Raw genomic sequence first — 20,913 nt, forward strand, 5'->3', positions numbered from 1 at the left:
TAGTGGGTAAAGGTGAATATACAAATTCATCCATATCACTTTAAGTAATTCGACCAGAAACCACCAAATCCTTCCTGTTTAATATCTCCAACGTGTTTCCATTTATCATATCCGATATAATAAAGTGGGAACATAGATGAACTTATGATTGGAAGTGTAAGATATGAATAAAAAAATCGGGTTTATTGGATGCGGCAAAATGGGTGAGGCAATGCTTGAGGGCATGCTGCATGCAGAGGTCATTTCACCTGAAGGAATCATGGTCAGTACTTCGAGTGCGGAGACCAAAACTAAAATCACCACGAAATATAACGTTAGGGGTACTTTGGATAATAAAGAGGTTGCCGGTTTTGCCGATTTTCTCTTTCTGGGGATCCAACCTGCCATGCATAAGCAAGTGCTTGAAGAAGTGAAGAATCATGTTAAAGAAGACGCCGTTATCATTACTATGGCAGCAGGGATCACTGTATCTCTAGTTGAGAACAGCTTCGAAAAAAGAGTGAAGGTTGTCCGGACGATGCCAAACACTCCTTCGCTTGTCGGTGAAGGCATGACTGCCATGTGCATCAATGATGAAATTACCGATGCTGATATAGAGGATGTGACTGCACTGCTGAATAGTTTCGGTAAAACGGAAATCCTGCATGAAGATTTGATGGACGCAGTTCCGGCCATCAGCGGTTCGTCGCCTGCTTATGTTTATATGTTCATCGAGGCGCTGGCTGATGGAGGTGTCCGTGATGGCATTCCACGAAAACAAGCATACCGAATGGCAGCACAAGCTGTAATGGGAGCTGCTAAAATGGTACTGGAAACGGAAAGACATCCTGCTGCTTTAAAGGATGATGTCTGCACGCCGGGCGGATCAACGATTTCTGCGGTAGCGGCTTTAGAAGAGAATCAGCTAAGATCCAGCATTCTGCAAGCAATGAAGGCCTGCACGGATAAAACGAAAGGTTTCAGTAAATGAAGAAAGATGGATTGCTATTAGCGGGCAATCTCATTCGTGAACCATTTTCAGAATGTTCGGGGAAAAGAGGAGGCTGTAATAATGAAAGGTTATATAGAAGAATTAAGGAAGATACTTTCGGAAGAACAAGTAACGGTGAATGAAACTTTATTGGAACAGCACAGCCATGATGAATCATATCACAGCCCGCATTTACCGGATATGGTCATATATCCAAGGGATACTGCAGAAGTAAGCGCAGTCATGTGTTATGCGAATGAGCATGAAATACCAGTCATTCCTTTTGGGTTAGGATCCAGTTTGGAGGGGCATGTCGTTCCAGTCAAAGGGGGTATTTCCCTGGATTTGTCCTTGATGAATCAAATATTGGAAATCAGGGAAAATGATTTCCTTGTTAAGGTCCAACCGGGTGTGACAAGGACGCAACTTAATAAAGAATTAAAAAAATACGGTTTGTTCTTTTCCGTCGATCCTGGCGCCGATGCTACATTGGGTGGAATGGCAGCTACGAATGCAAGTGGGACGACCTCAGTCAAATATGGGATAATGCGCGATCAAGTCAGGGATTTGGAAGTGGTTTTAGCAAACGGTGAAGTGATTCATTCCGGAAGCTTAGCGACAAAATCATCTTCAGGCATTCATTTGAATGGCTTGTTTGTCGGCTCTGAAGGTACGCTGGGTGTATTTACTGAACTGACATTGAAGGTATATGGCATCCCTGAAGTCACAATGGCCGGAAGAGCCTCATTTCCAACCGTCGAACAGGCTGTATCTGCGGTTAATGGGATCATGCTTGCTGGAATCCCGATTGCACGAATTGAATTGGTGGATGCCGAGTCCATAAAAAAAGTTAATCAATTCATGGACAAATCCTATGATGTCCGACCAACTCTATTCCTCGAGTTTCATGGGAATTTTGCCGGACTGGAACAGGACGTCAAATTTGCCAAGGAAATCGTAAGTGATTTTGGCTGTGGAGATATCCAGTTTGAAACCGATTCAAAAGCACGGAACGCCTTATGGGAAGCTCGCCATAATCTCGCGTACGCTTTCATTCATAGTGCACCCGGAAAAAAGCTGATGGTGACCGACGTAAGTGTGCCACTACATGCATTATCGAATGCCATACTGGATACAAGGAAGAAAGTCGGACAATCCAAAGTGGAAGGGGCGATTGTAGGACATGTAGGTGACGGGAATTATCACGTATTGTTCATGATTGATTTGAAAAATCTTGAAGAAGTTAAAGAAGCGAAGAGGTTAAATGAAGAAATCGTCGAATATGCATTAACAAAAGGCGGTACATGTACGGGTGAACATGGGGTAGGACTTGGAAAATCGAAGTATCAGCGAAGGGAGCATGGAGCTGCTTATGAAGTGATGAAAACGATCAAACAGGCTTTGGATCCGAAAGGAATAATGAATCCTGGAAAGATTTTCATAGATTAAGAGGAATATTCTATTTTGTATGATTAGTAGGGACATCAACCGGGAAAAGGGCAGACTTGATCAAGAAGTGGCATATCTTATATCTCCGGAAAAATCGCCCGTCCGAGCAGATAATCCAACCCATATGAGGATAATTCGACTCTTGTGCGGAATATCCTGGCCTGATCCAGATATCATACGAAGAAGCTCAGCTTCATCGAGGCCCTCGTCCAAAAAAAATAAGACTCCAGACAAGATTCTGGAGTCTTATTTATATTAAGCGTTAATGTTATTCGGGTTTAAGGCGTTTTCAACACTTACGTAATTGTAGCCAAGGTCTGTGGCAACTGCTTCGAACGTGATTTCACCGTTGGCCACATTGACGCCTTTTGCAAGAGCATCATTTTCAAGGATCGCTTTGATGGCACCTTTATTTGCAATTTGAAGTGCAAATGGTACTGTTACGTTAGTTAAAGCTACTGTAGAAGTTTGAGGCACTGCCCCTGGCATATTCGCCACTGCATAATGAACTACTCCATGCTTAACATAAGTAGGGTTATCATGTGTTGTTATGTGGTCGACCGTTTCAAAGATACCGCCTTGGTCGATTGCAACATCGACAATGACTGAACCTGGAGACATCGTTTTAACCATTTCTTCAGTAACGAGCTTAGGAGCTTTAGCACCTGGAATCAATACGGCACCGATTACTAAATCGGCATCTTTGACTGCTTCTGCAATATTATAAGGGTTGGAGATGAGTGTAGTCAGTTCATTTCCGAAAATATCATCAAGCTGACGAAGGCGGTCAGGGCTTAAGTCAAGAATGGTAACATCTGCGCCTAAACCAATAGCGATTTTAGCAGCATTCGTTCCAACCATTCCTCCGCCGATTACAGCGACTTTACCGCGTTTAACTCCAGGAACTCCGCTTAAGAGTATTCCTTTACCGCCGTTATTTTTTTCAAGGAACTGAGCACCGATTTGTGCAGCCATGCGGCCTGCAACTTCACTCATTGGTGTCAATAATGGAAGTGTGCGGTTTACTGCAACCGTTTCATAAGCAATGGCCAAGACACCGCTTTCTTTTAGTGCCTGAGCTAGTGCCGGTTCTGCCGCAAGATGTAAATATGTGAAAAGGATTAAATCTTTTCTGAAATATTTATATTCAGATGAGATAGGTTCTTTTACTTTCATGATCATTTCTGTACTTGCCCAAACGCTAGCAGCGTCCTCGACTATAACAGCACCAGCTTCTTGATATGCTTCATTTGTGAAACTGCTTCCTAGACCTGCGTTCATTTCGATTAATACTTCATGTCCTGCATTGACTAATGCCACGACCCCAGCTGGAGTGATAGCTACACGATTTTCATTGTTTTTAATCTCTTTTGGAATTCCTATTCTCATCTTAATCCCTCCAATAATATGTTTTACTATTTGTATCACAAGTATAGTTGGAAAAAGAAACAGTTAGTATGTGGAAATCAGAAAAATGAAAAAGGTGTATTTGTGGAATTCCACAAACGCAGTTTCAAAAACCATGGACTTGCGAGGATCAAGACCTTTGTAAAGCTGAAATCAATTCTTTGCAATAGGTTCTTGAATGCGCTCTAAAATCCTTCTTTTCTTGTAAAGCATGATTCCCGTATCGGCGATATCGGCAATCATCGAACGATTTGTAATGGCGCCAAATATTATTCCGGCAACAGGAACCATTTGCAAAAGCTTTTTCCAGCCAAACTGATCGCGGTATGTATAAACGACTTCTCGCCATCCCTGGAGTTCGGATGCTATTTCCCTTTTTGATTGGGAATCAGTCTGGGTCATTTTCGACAATTCATTTAATAGAGCCTTTTTGCCGACAACATCCGATGTTGTAAATTGCAGACATTTGACGATGAAAATACGTTCTTGGCGGTCTCTAGGATTGAAGCCATATGTGATGGCGATATCCTGAAGGGTTTTGATGGACATCCCGAGAAGAAGTGGGATGTCGATGGCCAAGGTGAAGATTCCGCCAATCCCGGTAGTGGCACCTTGAACCGTTGCCAATTTGCTGCCTGAAGTTTTAATATCCTGACCTACGCTATCCATGATATGGAGGGGGATGCTTGAAACCTCTTCCAGGTCATTAATATTCAACTCGGGAACCTTGGCTTGCAGCTGACTAAGAATATGGGCTTCTTTCGTTAAATATTTTCCGCCATTCTGAATGTAGCTGCCGATTTCATCAAGCATGACACCCAATTTTTTTTGAATGAAATCTGGTGTCAACTTATCCAATAGCTTGAAGGGGATGCGCCCAATCCGTTCCCAAAACCATAGTCCTTTCTGATCTTTCTCCCATTTTTCAATGATTGTCAATTCATTTTCAAGTTCTTCTTTTGTTTCTAATTTCATATGATCAACCTTTCCACACTTCTTTTAGTATTCCATATCTGGGAATATATCATTAATTTTTTTTGGAAAATTCATCATATTGATTAAGTTTAATGTTAAGAAAGAGGGACATTTTTTGAATTGGATCTTTTAATCGAATATTTCCCACTTCAGAGATTCTTTTTAATCGGTAATTCAATGTATTTACATGAATATGAAGATTTTTTGAAGCTTCATTTGGGTTGCAGTCTTTCTCTAGATAGACGGTGAGTGTTTGCAGCAATTCCGTCTGGTTCTTCATATCGTATGCTTTAAGTTTAAGGATGGAAGGATGAACACGACGCTGTTTGTTGCTTGCGAGTGATTCAATCATTTGAAACATGCCAAGTTCTTCATAATGTAAAATGAGTTCCATGTCATCAGGGAATATATTCTTCATTTTTAGGGTGTATAGAGCTTCTTCGTAGCTTGATTTAACATCCATTAAGTTTTTATACATATTTCCAGCCGTTCCAAGGATATGCTCAACACCGAAACGCCGTTTCATCTCCAGAATGAAAAAAGGGATGAACTCATAAATCGATGAAGTGAAAGAAGGGCTGTTTTCCTGGTTGGCTCCCGCGAAAAGAATGAGCTTGTTATGGTCAATGGCAAATAAGGAACTGTTTATCTTTTGAGTGGTCGTTAACATGTATGAAATGTAGCGCTCCACTTCGCGATTGATCTCTTTAGGAAATTCGAATACCAATATGGAAAAAACCACTGGAACATGTATTGAGAATTTCTTGTAATTTTCAATTATTTCCGATTCTTCTTGGTAGTGCCCGGTCAACATGCGCCATAGGAACTCTTGATGACCTGCTTCTTTCCTTTTCTTTTTCAATTGCAATTGCTGTAACTGGTTCTTTGCCTCCTTGGCAGCGAATTGCAGAAATTTCATATCTTCTTCGGTGAAAGGTTCATTTACTTCCAAGGCCCAAATGAATCCAAGTACTTCATTATTTTTCCGGATGGAAACCGCAACCCTGTTACCGAGACCGACATCATTGATGGCCCCGATTTTAATGGGGGCATCTTCCTTCAATAACGCAGGGATGAAGCCATCTTTCCATAAACTGTTGATGACCTTTTCAGGGACACGTCTTCCGATTATGGTCATGATACGGGCCTGATCCGTAGTATCATCGTGAGTGCTATAGGCAAGTAAGCGGTGGTTACCGTCCTCGATTGTAATGGGGCAACCTAAAACAGAACTGATTCTATCGGCAAACTCCATCATATCTCCATAAAGGTCTTTAAAAATATCTCTATTTTTTTCGAATTCCTTCATTTTTATTTTGCCCCTCGCTAAAAAAATTCCTTCTCCTTGAATTTTAAACGATTTCCTATTGATAAGCATAGATAAATCCTTGTAAAACAGAAAATCCCTACCGATGGAAACCGGAAGGGATTTTATTTTAGAATAAGAAGTTAATTAAAAGATAAAGCAAACCAGCTAATGTTGCCGAGATGGGAATGGTAATGAACCAAGTGATGATCATTCTTTTTGCCGTTCCCCATTTTACGCCCTTGACCCGATGCGCAGACCCAACACCAAGGATTGAAGACGAAATAACATGGGTTGTACTGACTGGCATGTGTATTACAGTCGCACCGAAAATGATAAAGGCTCCGGTTAAATCGGCAGCAACACCATTGACCGGGCGGATTTTCATGATTTTGCCGCCAACGGTTTTAATGATTTTCCATCCGCCGACGGAAGTTCCAAGTCCCATTGCGAGAGCACAGGAGAACTGAACCCAGAAGGCGATATCGGTACTTGATGAATAACCATTTGCAATAAGGGCCATCGTGATGATACCCATCGCTTTTTGTGCGTCGTTCGTTCCGTGGGTATACGATTGAAGTGCTGCAGTAGCAATCTGTATAGTCCGGAATCTTTGGTTTGTTTTTGTCAGGTTATTGTTTTTAAAGACAACTTTAAAGATGCTGTATACGATAAACCCGATTACAAAAGCAATTAAAGGTGAGAAGATCAAAGCTTGAAGAATTTTCATGAACCCTTCCCATTTAATTCCAGAGAATCCCGCTGCAGCAATGGCTGCACCAGCAATCGAACCGATCAATGCATGGGAGGAACTGCTTGGTATTCCGTAATACCAGGTTAGAAGGTTCCATATGATAGCGGCAAGCAGGGCAGCCATAATTACATATGAACCATTCGGAAGCGTGAACGGATCCACGATATCCTTCGTTATGGTCTTCGCCACTCCAGTAAATGTCATGGCACCGACGAAATTCATGACGGCTGCCATGATGATGGCATGCCTCGGCTTCAAGGCCTTTGTTGAAACGGCAGTCGCTATTGCATTGGCTGTATCATGAAAACCATTAATGAAGTCAAATGCTAAAGCAAAGAAAACGATTAATATTGTTATAATTAATAAAGTATCCATTTATTGGGGTACTCCTTAGGCGTTTTTCATTATGATTGTTTCAAGTGTATTGGCCACCGCTTGACAGTGATCGGCAATCTCTTCAAGGCTTTCGTAAATTTCTTTATATTGAATGATCCTGATTGGATCTTTTTCAACTGTAAACAAGTTTTTGATTGATTGACGTTGGATTCCGTCACAAACGGATTCAAGATCTTTAATTTTAATTGCATGTTCACGTATCAACGGCAATTTTTTAGTGGATAGTGTATCGACAGCATTTTCAATCTCATAAGTACACTGCTTGATTGCATCCACAAACTTAAGCATATACTCATCTGCATTTACAATTGAGTACATTTCGAATAATGCCGCACAGTGTTCCAAACCGTCTATGACATCATCCATTCTCATGGTTAATTCAAGGATATCCTCCCGTTCGATAGGAGTGATGAAAGCATTGTTCAGCTCTTTGATCACATTATGAACCATTGAATCGCCTTTATGCTCATAGTCTTTCATCGTATCTGAAAATACTTTTAGATCGGAGATATTTTTGAGTTTATAATCCGCGAAATAGTCAGCACCTTCTTTAAGGTTTTGAGCGATGTTAAAAAGCATTACAGCGAATTTGTCTTTTTTTGATTTAAAAGCCATGTTAAAGCCTCCCAATTAGTCATGCAAATTTACGCACTTTAGTCGTACGCTTAGTATTAACAAATTGATTGTAACGAATTCATGTAGGATCCGGGAAGGTTTTTCGACGAAAATTTACAAAATCTTAATAAAACTTTACATAAAAAAACAAGGAAAATTAAAAAAAGGGAAAAACCTGCATTTATAAGGGGGGATTTGTAAAAAAAAAAGCCTTTCCGATATGGAAAGGCAAAAGGTTCTATAAAAATAAAGCAATCAAATAGTAAATGACTCCAGCTAAGGAAGCAGAAATTGGCAATGTAATGAACCAAGTGACCAACATGTTTTTTGCGGTTCCCCATTTTACCCCTTTGATGCGGTGCGCAGAACCGACCCCAAGTATTGAAGAAGAAATGACATGAGTCGTGCTGACCGGCATATGCAGGAAGGTTGCACCGAAAATGATCGCTGCTCCAGTAATATCGGCAGCCACACCATTAACCGGGCGGATTTTCATGATTTTACCGCCAACGGTTTTGATGATCTTCCAACCTCCGATCGATGTACCAAGCGCCATGGCTATTGCGCAAGATAATTGTACCCAGAAAGGAACTTCAGAGGTAGAGGCATATCCGTTAGCGATCAAAGCCATCGTGATGATACCCATGGATTTTTGAGCATCATTCGTCCCATGTGTATAAGACTGGATGGCCGCCGTGACAATTTGTATTCTCCTGAATCGTGTATTGGTTTTTCCTAAATTATTATTTTTGAATACTACCTTGAAGATACTGTAAACAATGAATCCAAGCGTAAAGGCAAGGATGGGAGATAGGATCAATGCTTGTACAATTTTAGTGAATCCACTCCATTTAATAGCATCGAATCCACTGGCCACGATGGCCGCTCCAGCTATTGAACCAATGATCGCATGGGAGGAACTGCTTGGAATTCCAAAATACCAAGTGATTAAATTCCATATTATTGCCGAAATTAGTGCAGCAAGAATAACATAAGAACCATTATTCAATGTGAAAGGATCGACGATATCCTTTGTAATGGTATGCGCTACACCGGTAAAGGTCAGTGCTCCCAATAAATTCATGACCGCAGCCATGATGATTGCATGACGTGGTTTTAGTGCCTTGGTTGATACGGCTGTAGCGATGGCGTTAGCCGTATCGTGGAAACCATTGATAAAGTCAAAGACCAAAGCAAAAATAATAATTAGCGCGGTTAAGATGAGAATGCTATTCATACATGGAGGACTCCCTTGATTTCAAGTATGTAAAGTGTATCTAGATTATGGCCGATGAATGGGCACAGGACAGCTTGCACTCCTCAATATATAGCATGGGAGTTTTAGTTTTGATTATTCTTAAAAGATGGCACCTTCTTTTTTACATGGTTTAAAGTCGAACTATACTATTGTAACGAATTACATACCTATTAGGATAGATGTTTCGTCATTTTTTTACAAAATATTTAACTTAATGAATGATTAAAAGGTAAAAATGTATCCTTTAATACATTGTTTTCGCGCTCAAGGGACTTTATAAATCCCGATGCTTATGGTTAGAAATAGAAGGTGGAGGGATGTATAATTGGTAAATAAAAGGTAAGGGGGAATGGTGGAATGATTTCGAATATTGGGGAAACGATCACCTTACATAATGGAGTTAAAATGCCACAGTTGGGTTTCGGTGTATTTAAAGTGAAAAACGGCAATGAAACGGTTGAGTCCGTCAAAAAAGCGGTCGAAGTCGGTTATCGTGCGATTGATACAGCGGCCATTTATGAAAATGAAGAAGGTGTAGGCCAAGCGATTCGGGAATGCGGAGTGCCACGTGAAGAATTGTTCATAACCTCCAAAGTGTGGAATACCGAGCAAGGATATGATACGACGCTCAAGGCATTTGAAGATAGTTTAAATCGACTTGGATTGGAATATTTGGATTTATACCTGATCCACTGGCCGGGAAAAGATAAATATCTGGAAACCTGGAGGGCCTTGGAGAAGCTTTATAAGGATGGAAAGGTGAAATCAATCGGTGTAAGTAATTTCCATATTCATCATTTGGAAAATTTACTTGCAAACAGTGAAGTGAAGCCGGTCGTCAATCAAATTGAATTGCATCCACTTTTGACTCAAGTCGAAATTCGTGATTACTGTGCAAAACATGAAATAAAGGTAGAATCTTGGAGCCCGCTAGGCAGAGGGAACCTTTTGGAAGAGCCGACAATTAATCATATAGCAAAGAAGCACGGGAAAAGTCCAGCACAAGTGTTGATTAGATGGCATTTGCAACATGATCTAGTTGTAATACCTAAATCGATTACGCCATCCCGTATCAAGGAAAATGCACAGGTATTTGATTTTTCATTGAGTTTAAATGAAATGAACCAAATAGATGCCTTGAACAAAAATGAACGTTTCGGCAGCAATCCCGATGAACTTTTGTTCTAAAAAGAATACTGCAAATGATAGGAGGGTGTCCCGAAAATGGGGCATCTTTTTTCTTTTTGCTTTATGAACATAATTGAGACGAATGCTGCTTATACTAACTATGTGACAAAGTTAAGCCTATGGTATACCCGTTTAATATATCTGATAATCCTGTTTTTATTGCCAAATATTTTTAAAAAAAATTAGGTTTTAGATTAATTAAACGGGGAAAATAATGAGTACAGCAGCAAACAAAAAGAAAAAATTCACTAACATGAGGATTGTTCAATCAGTTACTCAAGGGCTATAGCTAGCTAACACTACCCAATAACTAAACATTCACATTCATTAGATATTGTGCGAATCGGCATCATACCATTTGAATGTAAAGGTTAAAAGTACTGAAAAAAAGCATGACAATATGGAAGTGATTTAATTTCTTGGAGTCTGCTGCAGAAAATCAAAAAACAACTAATTTGAAGGAGGAAATATATTATGGGATTTTTATGGTCATTAATTATCGGAGGTATCATCGGTTGGTTAGCAGGTATGATTGTTGGACGTGACGTACCATTTGGAATTATCGGTAACATTATCGCTGGTTTTGTTGGTGCATGGTTAGGTTCATTAATTCTTGGGAACTGGGGACCTTCAGTGGCAGATTTCGCTATAATTCCAGCATTGATTGGTGCAATCGTATTTGTCTTCATCTTAAGCCTTATCTTAAAAGGCATGAGAAAAGCTTCATAAATACAAAAATAAAGCTGGCCCAAGTGGCCAGCTATTTTTTTATGCCAAAATGAACGGACTTCGTCCCGACATGTGTATATTTCGGCCGTGTAGCGGAAAAACTCGACCCAACATGCAGAAAATATGTCTGCTGAAAAAAATATGAGCGACCATTCGGATAATATTAATGAAGAGAATAAGAACACCGTCCGGTATGTCACAAATTCGAAATTAATTGAGTTTGCAAAAAAAGTGTTGATTTCCACTCCAGGCACTCGCTTTCCGCGGGCGGTCCGGGAAGCCTCCTCAGCGCCTTGCGCCTGCGGTGTCTCCCCTGGACACGTATTCCCGCAGGAGTCTCGTACCCTACGCTCCAATCAACTTTGTTTTACTGTTTAGAAAGAGACCCAATTGACTACAAACTCGATAATGTTTGATTTTTCCCACAGTATTTTTGAGTGTTTATATATAGAATTGAAACGTTGATTTCCACTCCAGGCACTCGCTTTCCGCGGGCGGTCCGGGAAGCCTCCTCGGCACTTTGCGCCTGCGGTGTCTCCCCTGGACACGTATTCCCGCAGGAGTCTCGTACCTTACGCTCCAATCAACTTTGTTTTACCTTGTAGATAGAGTTCCATTTGACTAAAACTCGATAATAATTGATTTTTCCTACAGCATTTTTGAGTGTTTATAGCATTGAAACGTTGATTTCCACTCCAGGCACTCGCTTTCCGCGGGCGGTCCGGGAAGCCTCCTCGGCACTTTGCACCTGCGGTGTCTCCCCTGGACACGTATTCCCGCAGGAGTCTCGTACCTTACGCTCCAATCAACTTTGTTTTACCTTTTAGATAGAGTTCCATTTGACTAAAACTCGATAATAATTGATTTTTCCTACAGTATTCTTGAGTGTTTATAGAATTGAAATGTTGATTTCCACTTCAGGCACTCGCTTTCCGCGGGCGGTCCGGGAAGCCTCCTCGGCGCTTTGCGCCTGCGGTGTCTCCCCTCGACACATATTCCCGCAGGAGTCTCATACCATACGCTCCAATCAACTTTGTTTTACCTTGTAGATAGAGCTCCATTTGACTACAAACTCGATAATAATTGATTTTTCCTACAGTACTTTTGAGTGTTTATAGAATTGAAATGTTGATTACCTCTCCAGGCACTTGCTTTCCGCGGGCGGTCCGGGAAGCCTCCTCGGCACTTTGCGCCTGCGGTGTCTCCCCTAGACACGTATTCCCGCAGGAGTCTCGTACCTTACGCTCCAATCAACTTTGTTTTACCATTTAGATAGAGTTCCATTTGACTAAAACTCGATAATAATTGATTTTTCCTACAGTATTCTTGAGTGTTTATAGAATTGAAATGTTGATTTCCACTTCAGGCACTCGCTTTCCGGGCGGTCCGGGAAGCCTCCTCGGCGCACTTGCGCCTGTGGGGTCTCCCCCTGGACACGATTTCCCGCAGGAGTCTAGTACCATACGCTCCAATCAACTTAGTTTTGAAATTTAGCTAGATCTCTTTTGGACAAGCTCGAACACCGTCCGAAATGGCACGGTGTTTTTTATTTCTGTTTAAATGTTGAGATCGAATATTTCAGGTCTATCAATGAAAGGAGCTTCAACGATCATTTTTTCTTCTGAAATGGGATGGATGAATTCGATTTTCCTTGCATGCAGGGCTTGACGTGGAAATGTCTTTTTTCCGCCATACAATGTATCTCCGGCCAAGGGATGGTTCAAATGACTGAAATGCACCCTGATCTGGTGGGTTCGGCCGCTTTCCAGGGTGCAGCTGACGAGGGTCAAGTTTTTCTTGGAATCACGGTTAAGCACCCGATAATGGGTGACTGCCGTCTGGCCAGTAGGGGAAACCCTTCGTCTAGTGGCATGGTGGCGGTCACGTCCAATTTTTTCTTTAATTTCTCCTTCATCCTTTTTAATGTTTCCTTCGACTAAAGCTAGGTAAGTCCGCTTGATTTCCCTTTCTTCCAACATTCTATCCAGCATGGACCCAATGAGGCGGTTTTTGGCAAAAAGGACCGCACCGGTGGTATCTTTATCAAGCCTATGAATATGCTTGATCATACAGGTCTGGCTGGTTTTTTGAAGATGGTGTGCGACTCCATTGAGGAGGGAGTGTGCGTCACCCGGTTGAGAAGGGTGGGTTTCCATTCCAGCCGGCTTATTGGCTATCAACAACACATCATCTTCATATAAGATGGTAATTCCTAAGTCTGCGGCTTGAACTGTTTCATTTTCAGCTTGATCCAATAAGGGGATGCTGATCGTATCTCCTTCATTGAGGATAGTTGACCAGGTGACGTAATTCCCGTTCATTGACACTTCTTTACTCATCCTCCATTCATGCACTAATTTTTTCGGGGCCTTCCATCGCTCCCTGAAAAGCTTTTCCAATGTTAATCCATTCCAACTTTGGAGAACATCAATTATTAAATGTTGGTTAGTTATTTTGAAATTTTCCAATTTAACTCCTACTTTCGACTCGTTTGGTTGTGCTTGAATGAAAAAAATCTATAATAATTATGGATATGGTATAAAAAAGTAACCTTGGGCCTATTGCTAAGATTTTCAGTGGTGGAAATTACCACATATTTTTTACAATATTTATGTTATTCTATGGGGAAAGAAATCCCTTGTCCTAGAATATACATATAATAGATAGGTCTAACGGATCTGAAAAAAGGTGGTTTTTTTAGTGAAGACGGTCTTTTCTTCAACGGAAGAACAAGAGCAAGAAATAGCGAGTCTCGTGTCTCGTTTCTACGAATCTGTATTTCCAAAGTACTTTACGGAAAGTGAAATCCTTCATTTTCGTGAGATTGGCGTTTTAGAGCCCAATCAAAGTTCTGTTACTTACTTGGCAACATTAAGAGACGCATTTCAAGTAATGACATGTCTTCAAGTCCTTATGTCGATATTAGACAAACAAAAGAGGGTGATGGAACCTAAGTCTGAAGAATTGTTCCAACATAACATCACTCTATTGAATGAATGCGGAATATTCTTCCCCTTTTATTATGACCATTTTTCAAGTATAAACCTTGAAGCGAATAATGAAATGCAGATGATGGACATCCAGGTGGCGAATCAATATTTAGTATAAGGCAAAAAAAATGAGCCGGCTATAACGGGAGAAGCATTTCCGTTAGGGCCGGCTCATTTTTTCATCCTTAATTAATATCGTGGTCCTCGAACCATTTCTCGAACGTTACTTCATCTTTAAATCCGACGATTCGTTCTTGTTCTTTGCCATTTTTATAATGAACGATGGTAGGAGTCTTTTTGATGCCATAGTCGCTCCATCCTTGTTCAAACTCCAAAAGATTGAATTGAACAAGATCAATACCCAATTTCTCTGCCAAAGGTGCCACGACTGGTGTGGTTTTTTGACTGATTGAGTTCGTAGGACTATAGAAATAAACGGTCACGTCTTTACTATCTTGGAGGTCCTGCTCCAACTCTACAGGAAGAATCAAATTTTGATAATTGGGGTCATCCAGCTGATCGACAGTAGCGGGTTTAAGCTTATCCTTGCCGTATGGATTTCCTTTTGATTTTTCTTCTTTTTTCAAGTTTGTAAAAACGCCCAGCAGGACAAAAAGGGCGACGATTATCACTAAAAATATAGCCATTTTCTTCATTAAGCTGCAACCTCCTTGGATCTTGTCCATACGATGTAAAAATAATGACGAATGCAGTCAAGGCTAGAACGTGATGGTGATGAAACCAATACGTTTATATATTATCCTGTACCTGGAACCCTTCTCATGCAAGGGTGTGGTCGGGAAAGGATGAATCCTTTTTTATCAAGTAATGGTACGTGGAAATGAATGCACCGATAGCGGACGATATCATGGTATAAAAACTGATCCAATAATCTTTTCGAATGATTGCAATTCCTGATATGACCGTAAAAGGATACATGATGATCCGCTGATACCAACAGAGTGCACAAGGTTCGTATTGCTTAATTTCAGAAAAATATAAGCTTCCAAACATCGCAATGATGGAAGCAGCCCAGGCTGCAAATAATAAGTTTTCCACACTGCGTTTTGTATTGTTCATGGTTCCTCTTCCCCATCTCTTTTTACTCTCATGAAAAGTATAGTATGTAAGGACCGCGTCTGTAAAATATATATTCTTTTAACGGACATTCAGAATGTTATTATTTGAAATCAATGGGTAGGTTCGGTTGTTTTAATTTTTGAATAAGGGGTATAATTCTTATGGAAGAGATTAAAGGAGTCTGAGGAAAATGCCTAATTTGGACCTGCATAAATATGAAAAAATAATGGAAATACGTAATACGAGGCTAGGAGACATAGATGAAATAATTGCTTTGCAGTCGAGTTGCTTTCCGGGAATGGTTCCCTGGAAGCGAGATCAGCTTGAGAGCCATCTGGCAATTTTTCCAGAAGGGCAGTTTGTGGCTGAATATGATGGAAAAGTGATTGGTTCATGTTCCAGCCTCATTATTAATTTTGACGAATATGATGACCGCCATACATGGGATGATGTAACCGATAATGGGTACATCACGAATCATAATCCGGACGGTTATAATTTATATGGAATCGAGGTCATGGTCCATCCTGAGTTCCGCAGGATGAAAATTGGTCAAAGACTATATGATTCAAGGAAAGAACTTGTTGCCCACTTGAATTTAAAAAGCATCATTATCGGGGGCAGGATTCCCAATTACCATAAACATGCGGAGGAACTCTTACCAAGGGAGTATGTAAAAGAAGTTCAATTGCACAAAATATATGATCCGGTTCTTTCGTTCCAGCTTTTAAATGGGTTCACGCTTATGAGGATCAATCCGAATTATTTGCCGGACGATCTGCAATCCAATAAGTATGCTACGCTCATGGAGTGGAATAACGTTGATTATCAGCCGAAAACAAAACGTTATTATAAAACATCGGAACCGGTACGGATTTGCGTCGTGCAATACATGCTGCGTAAAATCGATTCATTCGATGACTTCGCTAACCAAGTCGAGTATTTCACCGACGTTGCTTCGGATGCCAATGCAGATTTCGCCGTGTTCCCGGAGTTGTTCACAACCCAGCTGATGTCTTTCCTGAATGAAAGATCACCAAGCTTGGCTGTCAGGAAACTGTCGGATTTCACGGAGCAGTACATTGAATTGTTTACCACTTTGGCTGTAAGGTATAACGTCAATATCATCGGCGGTTCCCATTTCGTTAAAGAAGATGATGATAATATCTATAATATCGCTTATTTATTCCGTCGCGATGGAACGATTGAAAAGCAATATAAAATTCATATTACACCGAATGAAAGAAAATGGTGGGGGATTAACGCAGGTGACCGCGTTCGTGTCTTTGATACGGATTGTGGTAAGATCGCCATACAAATTTGTTATGATATTGAGTTCCCGGAACTCGCCCGGATTGCTACCGACATGGGAGCCAAAATCATATTCACTCCCTTTTGTACAGAAGACAGGCAAGGCTACCTGCGAGTTCGCTATTGTGCCCAGGCACGTGCCGTGGAAAACCAAATTTATACCGTCATATCCGGAACGGTTGGAAATCTCCCGCAAACGGAAAATATGGATATCCAATATGCCCAATCGGGAATCTTCTCTCCTTCGGATTTCGAATTTGCACGTGACGGCATAGTCGGGGAAACCAGCCCGAACCTTGAGATGGTCCTGATTGGCGATGTCGATTTGGAGATCTTAAGGCGGGAGCGTCAGTCCGGTACTGTAAAGCAATTGAAAGATCGCCGTCATGATATTTACCATCTGCATTACAAAGATGGCGGGAAATAAATAGGAAGAAAACAGCTCGTGATGTGAAGAACACTGGATTAGGTTCTTTTCATTACGAGCCTTTACTTCATTTATTGGAATAAATATGATAATTTTGTATATGTAAGGCAGATACATAATAATTACAAATAAGGCGTTTGGGAGGAGATGTTGGAGATGGATTGGAAATCTTTATACACTACTTGGGCAGGGTACCAGAATTTAAATGGGGAATTACGTGTCCTCCTTGAGGAAATGCAGAGGGATGAAGCACAACTCGAAGATGCCTTTTATAAAAATTTAGAGTTTGGCACAGGCGGAATGCGTGGGGAAATCGGAGCGGGAACGAACCGGATGAATCTTTATACTGTAAGGAAGGCAACGGTTGGGTTAGCTCAATATATCTCTTCGTTTGGGGAAGAAGCAAAAGGAAGAGGGGCTGTGATTGCTTATGATTCGAGACATAAGTCCCCGGAATTTGCACTCGAAGCGGCTAAGACCTTGGCTACATTTGGGGTGAAGGCTTATTTATTCGATGAATTGCGTCCAACTCCAGAATTGTCATTTGCGGTTCGCGAGCTGAATGCTTTTGCTGGAATCGTCATCACGGCGAGCCACAATCCGCCTGAATATAATGGTTACAAGGTTTATGGGTCAGATGGGGCACAATTGCCGCCGGAAGCAGCGGATCAGGTGATCGGCTATGTGAATGCCATTGAAAGTGAGCTTGAAATTCAGGTTGAAGAAGCTGAAGTCCTTAAAAGGCAGGGCCTCATCGAAATGATTGGGGAGGAATTGGACGCTGCCTATAATCGTGAGCTGCTGACGGTTCCCGAGAACCCGCAGCTTGCCGAGGAAATAGATGTGTCAATCGTCTTTACGCCGCTTCATGGAACGGCAAATAAATCCGTCAGGCGGGCACTTCAAAGCTTAGGATATCGAAATTTGCATATCGTTAAGGAACAGGAATTGCCGGATCCGGATTTTTCGACAGTTCAGTCTCCAAATCCAGAGGAACCCGCTGCATTTGAAATGGCCATTGAGCTTGGAAACAAGGTGGAGGCGGACTTATTGATAGCAACGGACCCAGATGCCGATCGGCTTGGAATTGCCGTTAAAAACGAGATGGGTCAATATGTTGTCCTGACTGGAAATCAAACAGGTGCACTTTTCCTGGACTATTTACTGTCCCAGAAAAAAGAGAAAGGAAAGATTCCCCAAAATGGAGTCGTCTTAAAAACCATCGTCACTTCGGAAATCGGTCGGACGATTGCCGAGTCATATGGCTTGAAGACGGTTGATGTACTTACCGGGTTTAAGTTCATCGCCGAGAAAATAAATCAGTATCATGAAAGCGGGGAAAGTAGCTTCTTGTTCGGATATGAAGAAAGCTACGGTTATCTGATTAAAGACTTTGCACGTGACAAGGATGCCATTCAAGCTGCAGTGCTTGCTGTCGAGGTCTGTGCCCATTATAAAAAGCAGGGATTGACACTATATGAAGGGTTGCTGAATGTGTTTGAAAAGTACGGCTTTTACTTGGAAGGTTTACGTTCATTGACTTTAAAGGGCATTGAGGGAGCGAAACAGATTCAAGGAATATTGAATCAATTCCGTCAAAATCCTCCTTCCCGAATAGCTGGCATTCCGGTAGTCATTGAAGAAGATTACCAAAGCAGCAAGAAGCGGACATTTCTTTCAAATGATGAAGAATTGATCGAGCTTCCGAAATCAAATGTATTAAAGTATTTCCTTGAGGATGGTACATGGGTTTGCCTGCGTCCTTCAGGCACCGAACCGAAAATTAAATTCTATTTCGGTGTCCAAGGCAAATCAATGCAAGAAGCTGAGTCCAAGTTATCGGGAGTCATGGAAGATTTCATGAGCAAGATTGAAGCATTGGTTTAAATGTATGAAAGCTAAACGAAAGACTTCCTCGGTCTTTCGTTTTTTTTGATTTTTAGTTGAATGAAAAATCAAAATTCTAGGAAATTCCGTTTCGGTTTTGGTATACTGTATTGGCGACTGAACTCGGAAACATCGGGAATAATGGAGGTTTAATTCATGAAATTAGTAATCATTAATGGTTCACCACGTAAACAAGGGCGTACAGGGATTGCCTCACGCTACATATCCAAGAAATACGGAGCGGAACTTATTGATTTAAGCAATAGCGAAATCCCTTTATATTCAGGTGAAGGTGAGCAATATCAATTGGAAGTGATTCAAGGGCTCAGGAAAAGCATCGAGGAAGCTGATGGCGTAATTCTGACCACCCCGGAATATCATGGTTCCATGAGCGGAGCCTTGAAAAATGCCTTGGATTTTTTAAGCAGTGAACAATTCACGCATAAACCTGTCGCCCTATTGGCTGTCTCCGGGGGAGGAAAAGGCGGGATCAATGCCTTGAATTCCATGAGGACAGTGGGTCGAAGCCTTTATGCAAATGTGATCGCCAAACAATTGGTTCTGGATCCGCATTGCTTCGATTACGAAAATGATGGTTTATTTGAAGAGTCTGCGGTACTTGTTGAAGGTATGATCGAAGAGCTTAAAATGTATTCAACTGCATATGCTACAATGAAAAAATGATGAAATGAGGGTCAGGTATTCAATACCTGACCCTTCCTTGTTTTTATAGGGTTTCACCAGCCAAAGTTATATCCCCGATAATTAATCCTCTTGTATAAATTTTCCCGATTTGCAAAAACTATAGTTGATTTTAGCTTGGAAGTTCACTTAAATAATCACTTGTTTTTTCTGCCGCATGATCCAGATAACGAAGCAGTGCATACAGCTGGGATTGAACGATTTGATAATCATGCTCAAACCTGTAAGCGTGCAAGAAATGTTCTATTTTTTTCGATAGAAAGTGATCTTTCGTCCGAACCATCAATACTAACAAGCTGTCCCAATCAGAACGGTGTGTGTGAAACAATGCCTGATCATAATCCGCAATCCTCATGTTCTTCTCCCCCTTAATAAGGAGCTATTTGTATTTTGTTCAGATCTGACAGAACATTTCCTTACAATAAGTGGCGATGTATTTGGACCGCGGTTGTTGCTTTTTACCTGAATAAAAATAAAAGGTGAGTACATGAGAAAAATAATGGTAATTGGAATATTAGTGCTTCTTTTTTTCCCTGAACCATCGCTGGCAGCAGAAGTGTATTCCCCTGAACAGATGGAAATGGATTTGCAAGGAATCCAAAAGCAGTATGAATTGGACGTTCGAATAATCGGACAAACTGAAAAGGGGAAAAATATAAAGGCAGTCAAGTTAGGGAAAGGAAAAAAATCGATTTTGCTGGTGGGATCACATCATGGACGGGAATGGCTCAGTTCCATACTTTTAATGCGTATGCTTGAAGAGTATGCAGCCGCCTATCGAGTGGGCAAACCTATTGGAGAATTTTCGTCGGAATCATTGGATGAAGTGAGCATCTGGTTCATCCCGATGCTTAATCCAGATGGCGTGAGCATCCAGCAAGGAGATTTATCCAATTTAAATGTTCTTGAAAAGTCTGCAGTATGGAAAATGAACCGATATAGCAGGAATTGGTCCAGGTGGAAAGCCAACGCTAAAGGCATTGATTTGAATAGGCAATATCCGGCTGGATGGAAAGAAGTAATGAGTCATGAAACAAAACCGACGTATCAATTTTATAAAGGCCGACAACCACTGGAAGCAGCCGAAGTAAAAGCGCTTACGGATTTCACGAAGGAGGTCGATCCCCTTATTGCTGTTTCCTATCATACTTCAGGAAGGGAAATCTTTTGGCATTACAAAAATAAACGGAAAAATATGGTGAGGGATTATGGGATTGCCAAAAAGACTGCCGAAATGACGGGGTATGAACTGACCTTTCCGGAGAAAGAAGCGGTAGGAAGCGGATTTACTGATTGGTTCATAACTGAATTCAGCCGCCCGGGAATGACGATCGAACTTAGTTATTTAGTGGATGAAACCAATCCGCCGTTGACTGTGTTTCCTGAGGAATGGAAGAGGAATCGATTAGTTGGCATCATGCTTGTAAAAGAAGCGGAGCAGCTGCATAACAACTGAACATTTTTATATA

Annotated in this window: 19 protein-coding genes; 9 read left to right on the plus strand and 10 right to left on the minus strand. The window is 41.2% G+C overall.

Annotated features, from left to right (window positions below; translation table 11 throughout):
* Window positions 1-163 precede the first annotated feature (163 nt).
* Window positions 164-970: a pyrroline-5-carboxylate reductase gene (proC, locus tag OTG27_RS06355; RefSeq protein ID WP_063577233.1), complete on the plus strand. Its 807-nt coding sequence runs from the start codon at window positions 164-166 to the stop codon at window positions 968-970.
* A gap of 81 nt (window positions 971-1,051) precedes the next feature.
* Entirely contained in the window at window positions 1,052-2,419 is a 1,368-nt protein-coding gene (locus tag OTG27_RS06360; protein WP_268936531.1) for an FAD-binding oxidoreductase, read from the plus strand.
* A 255-nt stretch (window positions 2,420-2,674) separates the two neighbouring features.
* Here OTG27_RS06360 and ald read toward each other — a convergent pair whose 3' ends face one another.
* The 6 genes from ald to OTG27_RS06390 all read right to left on the minus strand — a co-directional run bounded on the left by ald (window position 2,675) and on the right by OTG27_RS06390 (window position 9,109).
* Entirely contained in the window at window positions 2,675-3,808 is a 1,134-nt protein-coding gene (gene ald / locus OTG27_RS06365; RefSeq protein ID WP_034315093.1) for an alanine dehydrogenase, read from the minus strand.
* Window positions 3,809-3,979: 171 nt separating this feature from the next.
* The gene (locus OTG27_RS06370) at window positions 3,980-4,801 is read right to left on the minus strand and encodes an EcsC family protein (RefSeq protein ID WP_268936532.1); all 822 of its coding nucleotides are present in this window, start codon (window positions 4,799-4,801) and stop codon (window positions 3,980-3,982) included.
* Between the two features lie 52 nt (window positions 4,802-4,853).
* On the minus strand, window positions 4,854-6,110 hold the full coding sequence (locus OTG27_RS06375) for a PucR family transcriptional regulator (RefSeq protein WP_268936533.1): 1,257 nt from the start codon (window positions 6,108-6,110) through the stop codon (window positions 4,854-4,856).
* 127 nt (window positions 6,111-6,237) lie between these two features.
* A complete protein-coding gene (locus OTG27_RS06380; RefSeq protein ID WP_063577229.1) occupies window positions 6,238-7,236 on the minus strand; it encodes an inorganic phosphate transporter in 999 nt (332 codons plus the stop codon).
* A gap of 15 nt (window positions 7,237-7,251) precedes the next feature.
* Window positions 7,252-7,872, minus strand: a complete 621-nt coding sequence (locus OTG27_RS06385) for a DUF47 domain-containing protein (protein ID WP_034315087.1) — start codon at window positions 7,870-7,872, stop codon at window positions 7,252-7,254.
* Between the two features lie 238 nt (window positions 7,873-8,110).
* Window positions 8,111-9,109 (minus strand): inorganic phosphate transporter, encoded by a 999-nt coding sequence (locus OTG27_RS06390; protein WP_096340227.1) that lies wholly within the window; start codon window positions 9,107-9,109, stop codon window positions 8,111-8,113.
* Window positions 9,110-9,487: 378 nt separating this feature from the next.
* On the opposite strand from OTG27_RS06390, the gene OTG27_RS06395 reads away from it, so the two are divergent.
* Both OTG27_RS06395 and OTG27_RS06400 read left to right on the plus strand, forming a co-directional pair.
* A complete protein-coding gene (locus tag OTG27_RS06395; RefSeq protein WP_230135298.1) occupies window positions 9,488-10,318 on the plus strand; it encodes an aldo/keto reductase in 831 nt (276 codons plus the stop codon).
* A gap of 474 nt (window positions 10,319-10,792) precedes the next feature.
* A complete protein-coding gene (locus OTG27_RS06400; protein ID WP_170946860.1) occupies window positions 10,793-11,047 on the plus strand; it encodes a GlsB/YeaQ/YmgE family stress response membrane protein in 255 nt (84 codons plus the stop codon).
* A gap of 1,556 nt (window positions 11,048-12,603) precedes the next feature.
* Here the strand turns inward: OTG27_RS06400 and OTG27_RS06405 are convergent.
* Window positions 12,604-13,515, minus strand: a complete 912-nt coding sequence (locus tag OTG27_RS06405) for an RluA family pseudouridine synthase (protein WP_307730025.1) — start codon at window positions 13,513-13,515, stop codon at window positions 12,604-12,606.
* 232 nt (window positions 13,516-13,747) lie between these two features.
* Between OTG27_RS06405 and OTG27_RS06410 the strand changes: the two genes are divergently transcribed.
* The gene (locus tag OTG27_RS06410; RefSeq protein WP_057275650.1) at window positions 13,748-14,155 is read left to right on the plus strand and encodes a DUF5365 family protein; all 408 of its coding nucleotides are present in this window, start codon (window positions 13,748-13,750) and stop codon (window positions 14,153-14,155) included.
* 67 nt (window positions 14,156-14,222) lie between these two features.
* Here the strand turns inward: OTG27_RS06410 and OTG27_RS06415 are convergent, their stop codons facing one another.
* Complete coding sequence (locus tag OTG27_RS06415; RefSeq protein ID WP_057275651.1) at window positions 14,223-14,693, minus strand: thioredoxin family protein; 471 nt, start codon at window positions 14,691-14,693, stop codon at window positions 14,223-14,225.
* Between the two features lie 124 nt (window positions 14,694-14,817).
* On the minus strand, window positions 14,818-15,117 hold the full coding sequence (locus OTG27_RS06420; RefSeq protein WP_268936534.1) for a disulfide oxidoreductase: 300 nt from the start codon (window positions 15,115-15,117) through the stop codon (window positions 14,818-14,820).
* Between the two features lie 190 nt (window positions 15,118-15,307).
* Here OTG27_RS06420 and OTG27_RS06425 point away from each other — a divergent pair, with 190 nt between their 5' ends.
* From OTG27_RS06425 to OTG27_RS06435, 3 genes are all read left to right on the plus strand, one after another.
* Window positions 15,308-16,855: a carbon-nitrogen hydrolase family protein gene (locus tag OTG27_RS06425; RefSeq protein ID WP_063577224.1), complete on the plus strand. Its 1,548-nt coding sequence runs from the start codon at window positions 15,308-15,310 to the stop codon at window positions 16,853-16,855.
* 156 nt (window positions 16,856-17,011) lie between these two features.
* Complete coding sequence (locus tag OTG27_RS06430; protein WP_268936535.1) at window positions 17,012-18,742, plus strand: phospho-sugar mutase; 1,731 nt, start codon at window positions 17,012-17,014, stop codon at window positions 18,740-18,742.
* Between the two features lie 156 nt (window positions 18,743-18,898).
* Complete coding sequence (locus OTG27_RS06435; RefSeq protein ID WP_057275653.1) at window positions 18,899-19,426, plus strand: NADPH-dependent FMN reductase; 528 nt, start codon at window positions 18,899-18,901, stop codon at window positions 19,424-19,426.
* 130 nt (window positions 19,427-19,556) lie between these two features.
* Here OTG27_RS06435 and OTG27_RS06440 read toward each other — a convergent pair whose 3' ends face one another.
* Window positions 19,557-19,799, minus strand: coding sequence for a YhdB family protein (locus OTG27_RS06440; RefSeq protein WP_048689737.1), 243 nt, complete (start codon window positions 19,797-19,799; stop codon window positions 19,557-19,559).
* Between the two features lie 132 nt (window positions 19,800-19,931).
* Here OTG27_RS06440 and OTG27_RS06445 point away from each other — a divergent pair, with 132 nt between their 5' ends.
* Entirely contained in the window at window positions 19,932-20,900 is a 969-nt protein-coding gene (locus OTG27_RS06445; RefSeq protein ID WP_268936536.1) for a M14 family zinc carboxypeptidase, read from the plus strand.
* Window positions 20,901-20,913 lie beyond the last annotated feature (13 nt).

This window comes from Peribacillus sp. AS_2, from assembly GCF_026891895.1.
Classification (GTDB): domain Bacteria; phylum Bacillota; class Bacilli; order Bacillales; family DSM-1321; genus Peribacillus; species Peribacillus frigoritolerans.